General features: G+C 67.5%; 12 protein-coding genes and 1 pseudogene. 9 read left to right on the top strand and 4 right to left on the bottom strand.

Annotated features, from left to right (window positions below):
* Genes AU192_RS11170 through eccE form a run of 7 tightly spaced genes read left to right on the top strand, consistent with a single transcriptional unit; the run spans position 1 to position 6,867 of the window.
* The gene (locus AU192_RS11170) at positions 1-1,566 is read left to right on the top strand and encodes a PPE family protein (protein WP_064396043.1); all 1,566 of its coding nucleotides are present in this window, start codon (positions 1-3) and stop codon (positions 1,564-1,566) included.
* A gap of 52 nt (positions 1,567-1,618) precedes the next feature.
* Complete coding sequence (gene esxG, locus AU192_RS11165) at positions 1,619-1,912, top strand: type VII secretion system protein EsxG (RefSeq protein ID WP_064346865.1); 294 nt, start codon at positions 1,619-1,621, stop codon at positions 1,910-1,912.
* A 36-nt stretch (positions 1,913-1,948) separates the two neighbouring features.
* On the top strand, positions 1,949-2,239 hold the full coding sequence (locus AU192_RS11160; protein WP_064396041.1) for a WXG100 family type VII secretion target: 291 nt from the start codon (positions 1,949-1,951) through the stop codon (positions 2,237-2,239).
* A gap of 6 nt (positions 2,240-2,245) precedes the next feature.
* Positions 2,246-3,109, top strand: a complete 864-nt coding sequence (locus AU192_RS11155; RefSeq protein WP_064396039.1) for an ESX secretion-associated protein EspG — start codon at positions 2,246-2,248, stop codon at positions 3,107-3,109.
* On the top strand, positions 3,094-4,539 hold the full coding sequence (eccD, locus tag AU192_RS11150; protein WP_278183957.1) for a type VII secretion integral membrane protein EccD: 1,446 nt from the start codon (positions 3,094-3,096) through the stop codon (positions 4,537-4,539). The genes AU192_RS11155 and eccD overlap by 16 nt, the downstream gene beginning before the upstream one ends.
* Before the next feature lie 10 nt (positions 4,540-4,549).
* On the top strand, positions 4,550-5,953 hold the full coding sequence (gene mycP / locus AU192_RS11145; protein WP_064396036.1) for a type VII secretion-associated serine protease mycosin: 1,404 nt from the start codon (positions 4,550-4,552) through the stop codon (positions 5,951-5,953).
* A complete protein-coding gene (gene eccE / locus AU192_RS11140) occupies positions 5,950-6,867 on the top strand; it encodes a type VII secretion protein EccE (RefSeq protein ID WP_064396034.1) in 918 nt (305 codons plus the stop codon). The genes mycP and eccE overlap by 4 nt, the downstream gene beginning before the upstream one ends.
* Here the strand turns inward: eccE and AU192_RS11135 are convergent.
* On the bottom strand, positions 6,854-8,047 hold the full coding sequence (locus AU192_RS11135) for an alpha/beta hydrolase family protein (RefSeq protein WP_064396031.1): 1,194 nt from the start codon (positions 8,045-8,047) through the stop codon (positions 6,854-6,856). The genes eccE and AU192_RS11135 overlap by 14 nt on opposite strands.
* Before the next feature lie 41 nt (positions 8,048-8,088).
* Here AU192_RS11135 and AU192_RS11130 point away from each other — a divergent pair, with 41 nt between their 5' ends.
* Positions 8,089-8,850 (top strand): trans-aconitate 2-methyltransferase, encoded by a 762-nt coding sequence (locus tag AU192_RS11130; protein WP_064396028.1) that lies wholly within the window; start codon positions 8,089-8,091, stop codon positions 8,848-8,850.
* Between the two features lie 42 nt (positions 8,851-8,892).
* Here the strand turns inward: AU192_RS11130 and stf0 are convergent, their stop codons facing one another.
* Positions 8,893-9,693, bottom strand: coding sequence for a trehalose 2-sulfotransferase (gene stf0 / locus AU192_RS11125; protein ID WP_064396026.1), 801 nt, complete (start codon positions 9,691-9,693; stop codon positions 8,893-8,895).
* A 65-nt stretch (positions 9,694-9,758) separates the two neighbouring features.
* Entirely contained in the window at positions 9,759-11,126 is a 1,368-nt protein-coding gene (locus AU192_RS11120; RefSeq protein WP_064396025.1) for a sulfatase family protein, read from the bottom strand.
* Positions 11,127-11,315: 189 nt separating this feature from the next.
* On the opposite strand from AU192_RS11120, the gene AU192_RS11115 reads away from it, so the two are divergent.
* Positions 11,316-12,899, top strand: a complete 1,584-nt coding sequence (locus AU192_RS11115) for an HNH endonuclease signature motif containing protein (RefSeq protein WP_064396023.1) — start codon at positions 11,316-11,318, stop codon at positions 12,897-12,899.
* A 5-nt stretch (positions 12,900-12,904) separates the two neighbouring features.
* Here AU192_RS11115 and AU192_RS26270 read toward each other — a convergent pair.
* A pseudogene (locus AU192_RS26270) lies at positions 12,905-13,111 on the bottom strand (adenylate/guanylate cyclase domain-containing protein); the annotation flags it as partial.
* Positions 13,112-13,350 lie beyond the last annotated feature (239 nt).

The raw sequence follows: 13,350 nt of genomic DNA, 5'->3' as shown, positions 1-13,350 counted from the left end.
GTGACGGCTCCCATCTGGATGGCCCTCCCACCGGAGGTCCACTCGGCCATGCTGAGCAGCGGGCCCGGTCCCGGTTCGCTGCTGGCGGCGGCGGGGGCGTGGCAGGCGTTGGCGGCTGAATACTCCTCTGCGGCAGCAGAGTTGACCGCTGTCCTCGGTACGGTGCAGGGCGGTGCGTGGGAAGGGCCGAGCGCCGCCCAGTATGCGGCCGCGCATACGCCGTACCTCGCCTGGCTGGCACAGGCCAGCGCGAACAGCGCGGCCGCCGCTGCGCAGCACGGGACCGCGGCTGCGGCGTACACCACCGCGGTGGCGACGATGCCGACGATGGCCGAGTTGGCGCTCAACAAGTCCACCCACGCCGTACTGCTCGCCACGAACTTCCTGGGCATCAACACGATTCCGATCGCGTTGAACGAGGCTGACTACGTCCGGATGTGGATCCAGGCCGCGACGACAATGGGCACTTATCAGGCGGTGTCGGGTGCCGCGGTGGCGGCCACGCCGGTCACGCCTCCCGCGCCGCTGTTGCTGGCGCCGGGCGTGGGCGAGGCGGGAGCCGCCGCGGCCGACGTCATGCAGGCCGGGGCGGCGGCCACCGCCGCCGACTCCGGCGGGGCACGGAACATCGCCGACTCCATCGCCGATCTGCTGCGCGAGATCATGAGGTTCTTCGAGGACTTCTTCGAATCGATCCTGAACTTCGCGCGTCAGTTTTTCGGCAACGTCCTGGATGTCCTCAGCGACTTCCTGAACGGCTTCTTCGGATGGCTCTTCAACCCGTCGTCGGGACTGATCCTGTTGTTCGTCCTCTACCAGGCGATCACGCAGCCGCTCGGATGGACCACGTGGTCATTGATCTTCAGCGCTCCGATCTGGCTGCCGCTGTTGATCGGCCTGATCGTCCAGTCGCAGACCCCGGAGCCGGTTCCGGCCGCCGCACCCGAGCCTGCGCCTGCTCCCGCGCCTGCACCCATCCGGTCCGTCGCCGAGCCGCGAGCCGAATCGCTTCCGCCGGTCGCCACCGTGGCGCCGACCGTTCCGGCGGCTCCGGCCGCTCCCGCGGCGTCGGTGGCCGCCGGTGCGGCGCCTGCGGGTGCCGCCCCAGCTGCGGCTGCGGCTCCGGTGGTGCCGTATGCGGTTGCCGGTCCAGACCCCGAAGATGGTGTCTCCCCGACGTTCCGCGAGGGCACCGGCTTGAAGGCGCCCGCATCTGACATGGCCGCGTCGGCCGCCGCCGCTGCCGCCGCATCGTCGCTGGCCAAACGCAAGGCGCGCCGCAAGCGGCCGCAGCCGATCCACCAACGCCAGTACGCCGACGCCTACATGGATTACGAACCCGACGAGCCCGAGGACACGGCCCCGCCGCGCGAGACGGTCCGGCGTCCGCATGTCGCCGCATCGGAAAAAGGTGCGGGCGCAGTGGGTTTCACCGGCGCTGCGACCAAGTCGGAAGCCGAGGAGGCGAGCGGGCTGACCGAACTCGCCGGCGACTCCTTCGGCGGTGGACCCACCGAACCCATGTTGCCCAGCGACTGGGAGCACAAGGGGGGAGAGAACGACTGAACCGAACTGACCGAAACTCATTCCGCAGAACCACAATCCGAAAGGAACATCCATGAGCCTCCTGGACGCTCACATCCCGCAGCTCGTGTCATCCGAGGCCGCGTTTTCGGCGAAGGCAGCCCTCATGCGTAGCACCATGGCGCAGGCCGAGCAGGCAGCGCAGTCGGCCCAGGCATTCCACATGGGCGAGTCCTCCGCGGCCTTCCAGGCAGCGCACGCGCGCTTCCTCGAGGTCTCCGCGAAGGTCAACATGCTGCTCGACATCGCGCAGGCCAACCTGGGCGACGCGGCGGGCACCTACGTGGCGCAGGACGCCGCGGCGGCCAGCACTTACACCGGTATCTGAACTTCGAACTGACCTAGACCGACAAGGGAGAACCAGATGTCTCAGATCATGTACAACTACCCGGCGATGCTGGCCCATTCGGGTGAGATGGCCGGATATTCGGGCGCACTGCATGCCGTCGGCGCTGACATCGCCAGCGAGCAGGCGGCTTTGGCCGGGGCCTGGCAGGGCGACACCGGTACGACCTATCAGGCGTGGCAGGCGCAGTGGAACCTTGCCCTCGAGGAACTGGTGCGCGCATACCGTGCGATGGCCGCCACCCACGAGCAGAACACCATGACGATGAGCGCCCGGGACCAGGCCGAAGGCGCCAAATGGGGTGGCTAACCGACGGTGGCAGTTAACGCAGTCGAGCTGACCGCGGAGCAGGCCTGGTTTGTCGCCGACGCGTCGGGGGCCGGCAACTACCCCTGGGTGCTGGCAATCACCCCGCCCTACAGCGACCACGCTGAGCGGGCGGAGTTCGAAGCCAGGCTGTCGGCCGAGCTGGTCGGGATGGGTGTGATGACCGCCGACGGTGTCGTCGAACCCCATGTCCGGCAATGGGTCACGACGACATGCCGGGCAAGGCGCTGGCTCGAACTCCGGTTCGTGCGCGGCTCGGGCAAGATGCTGCGCGGGCATGTTGCGCGCCGCGACGAGGACACCGTCGTCGCGCTGCGCGGCGGCGGCCTCGTGACGCTCAGCGCGTTGGAAGTGGACCATCCGCAGGCGTTGGTTCCCATCCTGACCGCCGGCCTGTCGGGGCGCCCGCCGGCCAGGTTCGACGAGTTCGCGATACCCGCGCGCATCGGCGCGCGCGCCGATGAACAGCTGCGAAACGGCGCGACGCTGGACGACGTGATCGACTTCCTCGGCATCCCGCCGAGCGCACGCGCAGTCGTCGAAGCGGCCTACGCGACCGACCGCAGCTATGTGGAGATCGTGGCCGGCGACCACCGCGACGGTCACCGCGTGAGCACCGATGTCGGCGTCAGCGTCGTCGACACCCGTGAGGGCAGGGTGCTCGTCCATCCAGCGAAGGCGTTCGACGGCGAATGGGTCTCGACGTTCACGCCAGGCACGCCGATGGCGATCGCCACCGCGGTCGAGCGGCTCACCGCGACGCTGCCCGACGGGGCGTGGTTCCCCGACCTGAAATTGACCCGAGACTTCGACTCCAACCAGAGAACGGAACACCAATGGCAGACAGTTTGAGCGGCGCGGCAGCGTCTTTGGCGGACCCGGCCCCGTCCCGGTCGATGCCGATCGTTCGCGTCGCAGTGCTCGCCGCGGGCGAGGCGGGCGGTCGAGTCACGGACATGGCGTTGCCGACCGAGCTCCCACTGCGCGAGATCCTGCCCGCAGTACGACGGATGGCGATGCCCGCCGACGAGGAGTACGGCGACGCCACCCCGGTGGTGCTGTCGCTGGCGCCGGTCGGCGGTGCGCCGTTCAGCCTCGACGCGACACTGGACACCGTCGGTGTCGTCGACGGTGATCTCCTGGCGCTGCAACCGCTTCCGGCCGGTCCAGCTGCGCCGCGGATCGTCGAGGACATCGGCGACGCGGCCGTCATCTTCTCCGCCGCCCGCGAGAAGCCGTGGGGTGCGGCACATATCGCGCGGGGCGCGGCCGGGGCGGTGATCGCGCTGATCGTGATCGCCACCGCCTTTGCCGCGGCGCACAACGAAATCGTCGGCGGCTTCGCCGGTCTCGCCGTGGCCAGCGGTGCGGCGGCGCTCACGGTGCTGGCCGCCCTGCTCACCTGGGGCCGTTCACCCCGGCTCGGCACGGCGTTGGCCGTGACGGCGCTTGGGCCGATCGCCGTGGCTCTCGCGCTCGGAGTGCCCGGCGACTTCGGGCCGTCACACGTGCTGCTCGCCGCCGCTGGCGTGACGGCCTGGTCGATCGTCAGCATCGTTGTTGCCCAACGGGCCATCGCGGTCTTCACAACGTCCACCGTCCTCGGTACCGGTGCACTGATCACTGCGGGCGCCGCGACGATCTGGCACCTGAACCACCTCGTCGTCGGATCCCTGCTCGTGGTGCTCGCGCTCGTGGTCACCGTCCAGGCGGCCCAACTCTCCGCCCTATGGGCGCGGCTGCCGATGCCGGTCATCCCCGCTCCCGGTGACCCGACCCCGGCGCCGCATCCGATGAAGGTGCTCGCCGATCTGCCGCGCCGCGTACGGATCAGCGATTCGCACCAAACCGGCTTCATCGCAGGCGGTGTACTGCTGTCCACCGCCGGGGCGTTGACACTGGCTGCACCGCAAGGAGTTTCGCCGTGGGCATGGTACGTCGTGGCCGCGGTGGCGCTCGGATCGGTGCTGCGGGCCCGCGTGTGGGACTCGGCGCCGTGCAAGGCGTGGCTGCTGAGCCAGCCGTTCCTGCTGGCGATCTCGTTCATGGTCGTGTTCAGCGTCGACGACCGCATCGGATCGGCATGGTGGGCGCTGCTGGCGCTCGCCGGCTTGGCGGTGGTCTGGGTGATCGTCGCGACGTTCCCGCGGGTCGCCTCGCCGGACACCTACTCGCTACCGATGCGTCGCATCGTCGGGTTCCTGGCCTCCGGTATCGACGCGTCGCTGATCCCGGTGCTGGCCTATCTCGTCGGACTGTTCGCCTGGGTGCTCAACCGATGAGGCATCGGTGATGCGCGACCGGTTGCGCACTGTGGTCGCGGCCACGGCGGCGATAGCCGTCGTGGCGGTGAGTTCTCCGGTCGCGCAGGCGATGACGCCACCCCAGGTGGATCCTGCTGTGCGGCCTCCGTCGGGCGCCGCCGGGCCCGTGCAACCACAGTCGCAACGCGGGCCGTGCGTCAGCGCTGGTGTGTTGCCCGGTAGCGACCCCGGTGTGCCGAGCTCCAATCAGACGTTGCTCAACCTCGATGGCGCATGGGAGTACAGCCGCGGCGACGGCCAACTCGTGGCGGTCATCGACACCGGCGTCACACCAGGACCTCGGCTGCCGAACGTGGAACCCGGCGGGGATTTCGTCGAGTCGACTGATGGGCTCAGTGACTGCGATGGCCACGGAACGCTGGTGGCAGGGCTGATCGCGGGACAGCCGGTGGCCGACGGATTCTCCGGGGTGGCGCCAGGTGCTCGCGTGCTCGCGATCCGGTCGACGTCGTCGCGGTTCTCCCCGCGCGAGATCGGCGAGAATCCGGCGACGGCACAGGTCGCACTCGACGTGGCGACCCTGGCCCGTGCGGTTGTCCGCGCGGCTGACCTGGGTGCGAGAGTCATCAACATCTCCGCCGTCACCTGTCTGCCCGCAACGGAGAACGTCGACCAGAACGAACTCGGTGCCGCGCTGCGCTACGCCGCCGTGGAAAAGGACGCGGTGATCGTCGCTGCCGCGGGCAACAACAAGATGGGGTTGAACCCGGGGTCGGCATGTCCGTCCAACCCGCTGTCGGATCCCAGCCGCCCGGAGGACCCTCGTAACTGGGCAGGTGTGACGTCGGTGTCGATACCGTCGTCCTGGCAGCCCTATGTGCTTTCGGTCGGTTCACTCGACAGCGCCGGGCGTCCATCGGATTTCACGATGGCGGGACCGTGGGTGGGGATAGCCGCGCCCGGGCAGGACATCGTCTCGGTGGGTAACGGCGAAGGCGGCGCACTCGCCAACGGGCTACCCGACGAGCGGGGCCGGTTGTATCCGCTGAACGGTACGAGTTTCGCGGCCGCATATGTATCCGGCGTTGCGGCCCTGGTACGCAGTCGTTTTCCCGAGCTGACCGCCGAACAGATCAGGGACCGGCTCACGGCCGGTGCACAGGGTGCGGCGCGAGCACCGTCGAACCTGACCGGTGCCGGACTCGTCGATCCGGTCGCCGCGCTGACGTGGGATGTGACAGCGGCCGTCGCCGGGAACGGTGAGCCGGAGCCCCAGCCCGTCGCCGCACCGCCGCGACCGGCCGCCCCCGACGAGACCCCGAAGGTGGTCGCGTTCGTGGGAACCGGTGTGCTGGCGCTGATCGCTGCCGTCACGGCCGCGGTCGCGGTCCACCGGCGAAGGAACCTAGACAACCAAGCGGAGGCATCGTGACCGTTCGAATTGCGCTGGCGTCGTTGGCCGTCGTCCTGGCGGCGATGGCATACCCGTGGGAGACGACCACGGATTGGTGGATCTTCGGGATCGCGCTCGCCGTGGTCGTCGTCGTGTTCGCATGGTGGCGGGGCCAGTTCGTCACAACCATGATCGGCCGGCGGTTGGCGGTACTTCGCCGCAACCACTCCAAGCCGAAGCCGCAGAGTCCGAAGCAGGCCAAGGTGGTGTTGCGGGTCGACGACCCGTCGGGATTCGGTGTGCCGCTGCCACTGGTGGCGGGCTACGTCGAAAGGTTCGGCGTCCGTAGCGAGAAGGTTCGCGTGACGAACCGCGATTCCGCTGGTGTTCGTACCACGTGGATCAGCATGACCCTGGATGCTGAGTCGAATCTGGTTGCTCTGCAGGCACGTTCACCTGAGCTGCCGCTGCGCGAGACTGCCGAGATCGCCGGCCGTCGCCTCGCCGATCACCTACGGGAGGCGGGCCTCGATGCGGTGCCCGTCAACGATGCGGATGCGCCGTTGATCGGAAAGGGTCGCGAGAAGTGGCGCGGTGTCCAAGACGAAGGCGGATTCGTGTCGGCCTTCGGGATTCCCGTCGACGACCGGTTGGGTGAGCGCCTCGACGAGGTGTGGTCTCAACCCTCTGAGACATGGACGGCCCTCGAGTTCAGTGGTTCGGCCGCGCAGCCGACCGTCGCGGCGGTGTGTGCGTTTCGCACGCCCGATCCCGTACGCGGGGCGCCCGTGTCGGGTCTGACACCGCATGGCGGAGTCCAGGGACCGTTGCTCACGGCGTTGGATCCCAAGGCCGTTGGCAGGCTGGACGTTCCGGCTAAGCCGGTTGCCGTCGATCTGCTGGCGCGCATCGACTGGCCGGCCGGATATCAGGCCGAACTCAGTCGAACATGAATCCCTTCATGAAGCGGGTCATCCTGCGCAGGTAGTCGGGCTGGCTGACGTGCAGGATGTGGTTGCCCGGGAACCAGTGGAACGCGCAGCGGTCCCAGTGCTCCCACAGCATCCCGGCCTGTTCCGGTGGCGCCAGCCGGTCACCGAGACCCGTGATGATCAACCGGCGGTCCTTGGGAACCAGCGGGGCGTAGTTCAGCGGTGAGGAGAACAGGGTGGCGCCGCCGGTGAGTTCCGCGTCGGTGCCCGTCAGTAGGTTGCGCAGTCCCACGACTTTGTTGGCGGGGAACCATTCGTCCACCGTCTGATCGGGGGCGACAACAGGTACATTGGGGATCACGGCCTGGATCCGGTCGTCGACCGCTGCGATGAGCGCTGACGTGTACCCGCCGAGCGACATGCCGGTCAGCGCGATGCGGTCGACGCCGGTGAACTCCAGATAGTCGAGGACCGAACGGAAGTCGTGCACCGCCTGGGCCATCGCCTCGGCGAAGCCCGAGAACCCGTTGGCGAAGAACCCGTAGCCGCTGAACGGGGAGCCCTTCTCGGCACGCGGACCGTGAAAGGGCATCGTGTACAGCAGGACGTCGTAACCCGACCGGAAGAACCACGGCAGCGAGAAGAACAAGCCGTTGAACAGATACGGCGAACCCATGAATCCATGGATCAGGCACAGGGTGGGGTGCGGCCCGTCATCGTGTCGCCAGTGCTGGGCGTGTACGACGTTGTTGCGTTCGAATCCGCGGCACTGGGTGCGCAAGTCAGGGTTGATCGCCTCGAAGCTGCTGTCGAAACGGATGTTCTGAACCTGACCCTTCGCGATCCATTCGGCCAGCGGGTTGGCTGCTCGCGATGCGACCCGGGGCGGCGAAGTGGGCGCGGGAAACGATTGCGCGGGATCCTTGGCCGAGGCCAGTTCGGCGTAGAACTGCAGCTGTTCGCGTTCGGCGCGTGACTGAGACCGGCTCAAGCCGCCGGCCAGCGTCGGCAGCATCGTCGTCGCGAGCAGGGATGCGATTGCAGTACGCAATGCGAGATCGGCCACGGCTGACGAGTCGACGATGAACCGCTGGCGCAGCGTCAGGTCGGCGCGTCGTGGCAGCCCTGTGCTGGCATCTGCACCGGGGACATCGGGAACGGGAATCGGCGGATCGACCGGGTTGGCCTCCGTTTGGCTCACTTCCGCATGGTATCCCGATTGGGCGGTGTCAAACTGTCAGCATGTGGGACCCCGACGCATATCTGGCGTTCGCCGACGAGCGCGGGCGTCCATACTTCGACCTGTTGTCGCGGGTCGCAGCCGACGCCCCGCGGCGGGTTGCGGATCTAGGTTGTGGGCCGGGCAATCTGACGGCATCGTTGGCCCAGCGTTGGCCGCAGGCACGGATAGAGGCGTTAGACAGCTCGCCGGAAATGGTGCGGGCCGCGCGGGACAGAGGAATCAACGCGAACGTCGGTGACGTCGGCGATTGGGTGCCGAAACCCGATACCGACGTCGTGATCAGCAATGCCACCCTGCACTGGGTGCCCGACCACGCACGCCTACTCGTGAGGTGGGCCGGACAGCTGCCAGCACGGTCGTGGATCGCGATGCAGGTACCGGGTAACTTCGAGGCGCCGTCACATCGCACGGTAGGAGAACTCGTCCGGCGGGACCGCTGGGCAGAACGACTGCACCACTTTCCGTTTCGGGAGTCGCCGGTGAAGGATCCGGTCGAATACGCAGACCTGCTCGCTGACGCCGGTTGCACGGTGGACGCGTGGGAGACCACCTACGTGCACGTGTTGACCGGTGAGGATCCGGTGCTGAACTGGATCGCGGGAACGGCGCTACGCCCGGTGCGCAGTACGCTCACCGACACCGAGTGGGACGAGTTCCGCAAGGAGTTGACCCCGCTGCTGGACGCGGCTTATCCGAAGCGGAGGGATGGCACGACGTTCTTCCCGTTTCGGCGTATTTTTGTGGTGGCTCAGGTGAACTGAGCGTCCCGTTTGTCAGCGCGTCGACGGGCACGGTGTCCGCCGTCATGTGGGAAGCCCTTCTTTTTCGGCATCCGCCCGGTAGCGGTCGACCCACGCGTCGGAACGTTGATCGGCCTGCCGCTCGAGAACCGGTTCCGGCGCGAGCCGGCGGTCCTGTCCGAGTGCTTCGAGGACGTCGCCAACAATCTGGGAAAGATTGCGCCACAACACCGGGTAGGGCACTTCCATCGGCGCTACCCCTTCCTCGGCGAACCAGTTGCGCCAGCCTTCTTCCTGGGCGCGCAGCATCGTCACGACATGGGCGATGGCGCCGGCGTGGTATTCGGCCCTGGCGTCGCGTGTCGGATCGGGCCGGCCTCGCCATACCCGGGTCTGCACCGCACGCCAGAACGAAACCGCTTGGGAGACCACGTCAGGACGGAACACATGGATGAGGAGCGGTTCGCTACCGATGACGTCCCGGATCGCCGACAGCAGGCCGGTACCTGAGCGGTAGGGCAGTCCACTGGCCCGGTCGAGCAGCAGCGGAGTCTGGTTCCACATCAGCTTGCCGCCCCAGATTCCGTTGGGGGTACGGCCGACCGTGCGGATGTAGTCGCGCCAGATCTCTGGGGGAGCGAGGTCGGGTTTGCCTTCGTCGAGCGGGTCGAGGAGGCGGAGAATCGACTCGTCGGTCACACCCTCGAACCACTGCCTGGGCTGTGGCGACTGGCTGGTGCTCGGCAGGTACTGAAAGAACTCGCCGGGTTCTCCGGCGACACCCGTCGCGCGCAGGGATTCCACCAGCAGCGTGCTGCCGCTGCGCTGAGAGGCCAGGACGAGATAGGCCGTCGGGGCTGACATGCGCGCAGCTTACCCACACGGCAAACATCCGACACCACATGCGGTTTCGCTCACGCTGAGCGTAATTATTGGTCGCTGTCTTCGTCAGTGACGCCGCGTTCGGCCGCGATTGCGGAGCGGCTCGGCAGCTGACCTTTGATACGCAGATATGTTTCGGTATAGCGCTCCGATATCCGGGTGCCTGCGAACTCCGACGGGATCACATCGTTGGTCTTGACCCGCCAGTCGTTGAGCAGCAGGGCGAGATCATCGGCGATCGACTCCGCATCGGCCGAGCCGTCCTGGCCAAGAAGGTTGTTCGACTCGTTGGGATCGGCGCGCAGGTCGTAGAGTTCTCGTTGCGGTCGCTCCGACCGGGTGAGGGGCGCGACGATGCGCCCGGGCGCACTGTCTGCGATATCCAACGGTAGATCGAGCAGCGGGCGCGCCGCGTAATTCTCGATGTAGCTGTATTCCTTGGTGCGGATCGCGCGGATCGGGTCGAACGAGTCGTGGTAGGTCTTCGTGGTGTACACCTCGGTGCGAACGGGCGCCTCGGGGGAGGCCAGCAGACCGGCCTTGTGCGAGAGTCCCTCGACGTCGGCGGGTACCTCGACACCGAGGAGTTCGAGCAGTGTGGGAAGCAGGTCCACGCCGCTGAACAACTCGTCGTAGACCTTCGGCTGGATGTTCGCGTCGCGCGGCGGACGCAGCATCATCGCGATGCCGGTGCCCGCGTCGTACAGCGTCGATTTGGCGCGGGGAAGTGCTGGGCCGTGGTCGGTCATGAACACCACCCATGTGGTGCGGTCGAGGCCGGTCGCCGAAAGGGTGTCGAGCATACGGCCGACGGCGGCATCGGCCACCGTGATCGACCCGTAGAACTCGGCGAGATCCTGCCGGACCTCCGCAGTGTCGGGCAGATACTCGGGGACGTCGACGCCGGTGGCATCGGCCGGTTCGTACCGGTCGCGCGGGTACGGTCGATGCGTCTCGAAGAAGCCCGCCGTCAACAGGAATGGCTTCTCGGGCGGGCCGGTGAGCCATCGTGTCGCCTGTTCGACGACGTATTCACAGTAGGAGTTCGAGACGTCGTACTCATCGAAACCGAGCTTCGCCGGATACGAGGTTTCGTGCTGCATACCGAACAAGGCGGTGTGCCAACCGGATTCGGACAGAATCTGCGGCAGCGTACGGACACCCGCGCGGTATTCCCAGCCGTGGTGGGCAAGGCCGACGAGACCGTTGCTCTGGGGGTAGCGGCCCGTGAACAGGGAACCCCGCGATGGGGAGCAGAGCGGCGCAGTCGCGTGCGCGCGGGTGAACAGAATGCTCTCGGCGGCGAATTCGTCGAGACGCGGACTCGACACGTCCTGGTGGCCGTAGGCACCGAGATAGCGGCCGAGGTCGTGCCAGTGAACGATCAGCACGTTGTCTCGGCGCCGGTCTGTCACGTCCCGTCCTTTCGTCGTCGACGTCCCCACTTCAACGTGTGGGGGCCGATCGGGCAAGCCTTCGACTCGATCGGCACGTTATCCACAAGCGTCCAGTTGGCGATGGGCGGGTTATCCCCAAGTCGAGATTCATCCACAGATGGGGCATGACCGCTGTTTGCGTGACGTGCGGGTCGATAGCTTCGAAATGTGTTCGATGAGTTGATGGCAGCGGCCGATGGCGCCCGGAGTGCGGGTGCGATCGGGGCGTGGGCGCGGGTGGAAAACGCCGCCTGCGCGCGCCGGCTGGCCGCGGCCGCCGAGGTGCTCGAGCGCCTGATCACCGAAGCCGGGGCCGTCGATCGCGAACAGTGGTGCATCGACAACTGGACGATTGCGGCCGCCGAGGTCGCCGCCGCCCAAGGCGTGTCTTTGGGGGTGGCCTCGCACCAGCTGCTGCTCGCCGACGACCTACGCCGGCGCCTACCGCGCGTGGCCGAGGTGTTTGCCACCGGGGCCATCACCTACCGCACGGTGGCCGCAGTGGCCCATCGCAGCCGCTTGGTGCGCGATGCGGGCGCCCTGGCCAAACTCGACACCGACCTAGCCACCCACCTCACTCAGTGGGGCACCCTGTCCACTGAGAAGCTGCACGCCGCCATCGACATCTGCGTGGACCGCTATGACCCCGCCGCGGTCCGGCGCACCGAATACGCCGCGCGTGGACGCCATATCGATATCCACGATCCAGGCGACGGATCGGGCACCGCCACCATCGAAGGAACGCTGTTGGCCACCGACGCCGACGCCCTCGACACACGCCTGGACGCCATGGCGGCCGCGGTGTGTGCCCACGATCCGCGCACCGCCGAACAACGCCGCTCCGATGCCCTGGGCGCCATCGGCCACGGCGCCGACCGCCTGGCCTGCGCGTGCGGGCGAGCTGACTGCGACGCGGCCGCGCCCACCGCCAGCGCGGTGCTCGTCCACCTGATCGCCCGCGAGGAGTCGCTGGGCGATGACACCCCGGCTCAATTGGACGGGCATGTGCTCTGCAGCCAAGAGCAGCCGCCGGCCGGGCCGGCCGCGACCGATCCGGGCTACCTGATGGGCAAGGGCCTGATACCGGCCCCACTGTTGGCCAGCAAGCTGGCCGCCACCGCCACCCTCCAACCCGTCATCCATCCCGGGCAGGCGGGCCCCGAACCGCGCTACCGCCCTTCAGCCAAGTTGGCGTGGTTTGTGCGCTGCCGCGACATAACGTGTCGGTTCCCCGGCTGTGACGTGGCGGCCACCGACTGCGATATCGACCACACCGTGGCCTATCCCGCCGGGCCCACCCAGGCCGCCAACCTCAAATGTTTGTGCCGCCAACATCACTTGTTGAAAACCTTCGCCGGCTGGCGCGACAAGCAATACCCCGACGGCCGAATCGAGTGGACCTCACGCGAAGGACAGACCTACACCACCCACCCCGGCAGCCGACTGCTGTTTCCCCAACTGTGCCGACCCACCGCACCGGCGGTCATCGACCACACCCTCGACACCGAGCACGACAGCGTCGCCGACCAGGCGCGCACCCTGAAAATGCCGCGCCGCAAACAAACCCGCACCCAAGCCCGCGACAAAGCCATCACCGACGAACGCCAACACAACGAGGCCGTCCTGCAAGCCGAAGCAGAGCAACGCGCACACGCGCGGAAACAGGGTGCGGGGTCCGAAACCGCCTGTGGTGAGGACTATTTTCCGTCCCGACCGCGACCACCAGACGACGACGACCCGCCGCCGTTCTAACGTTCTTACGCGGATGCGACTGCGGACAGCCGCCATTCCCCGGGCACGCCTTTGAGTCGATGCGCACCACGGTCCTCGAACTCGAGCCCTGATCCGATCACCAGGTCGCGCAGCGTGCTGGACACCAACACCTCGTTCGGTCCCGCCAGTGCGCTCACACGCGATCCGATGTGTACGGCGATCCTGCCGATATTGTCGCCGCGAATAGCGCAGCTGTCGGGAATGCACCCGGGCCTGGCAGCAGGACCGCTTCATCACTTCCGAGGTCGTCGAGGACCGCGGTGATGCTGTCGCCCCATTGCTCCAAGGTCGGCAGCGCGTCCGGCGTGACGGGATCGGATGCTCCGGTGCCCGGCTGGTCGAAGAAAATCAGGATTGCAGAAGTGTAGTTCCCGAAGAAGCGCGCTTACGCACGTTCGTGCAGCTGAAACCGGGACCGCTGAGGGCTACT

The sequence above is a fragment of the Mycobacterium lehmannii genome, assembly GCF_001499925.1.
Classification (GTDB): Bacteria; Actinomycetota; Actinomycetes; order Mycobacteriales; family Mycobacteriaceae; genus Mycobacterium; species Mycobacterium lehmannii.
The sequence above is the reverse complement of the archived record's forward strand: the minus strand, read 5'-3'. Positions and strand labels throughout refer to the sequence as shown.

What these genes read in the sequence shown, in the direction of transcription:
- esxG (WP_064346865.1), top strand. Translation starts at nt 1,619, where the DNA reads ATGAGCCTCCTGGACGCTCACATCCCGCAGCTCGTGTCATCCGAGGCC.
- AU192_RS11130 (WP_064396028.1), top strand. Translation starts at nt 8,089, where the DNA reads ATGTGGGACCCCGACGCATATCTGGCGTTCGCCGACGAGCGCGGGCGT.
- eccD (WP_278183957.1), top strand. Translation starts at nt 3,094, where the DNA reads ATGGCAGACAGTTTGAGCGGCGCGGCAGCGTCTTTGGCGGACCCGGCC.
- stf0 (WP_064396026.1), bottom strand. Translation starts at nt 9,693, where the DNA reads ATGTCAGCCCCGACGGCCTATCTCGTCCTGGCCTCTCAGCGCAGCGGC.
- AU192_RS11160 (WP_064396041.1), top strand. Translation starts at nt 1,949, where the DNA reads ATGTCTCAGATCATGTACAACTACCCGGCGATGCTGGCCCATTCGGGT.
- mycP (WP_064396036.1), top strand. Translation starts at nt 4,550, where the DNA reads ATGCGCGACCGGTTGCGCACTGTGGTCGCGGCCACGGCGGCGATAGCC.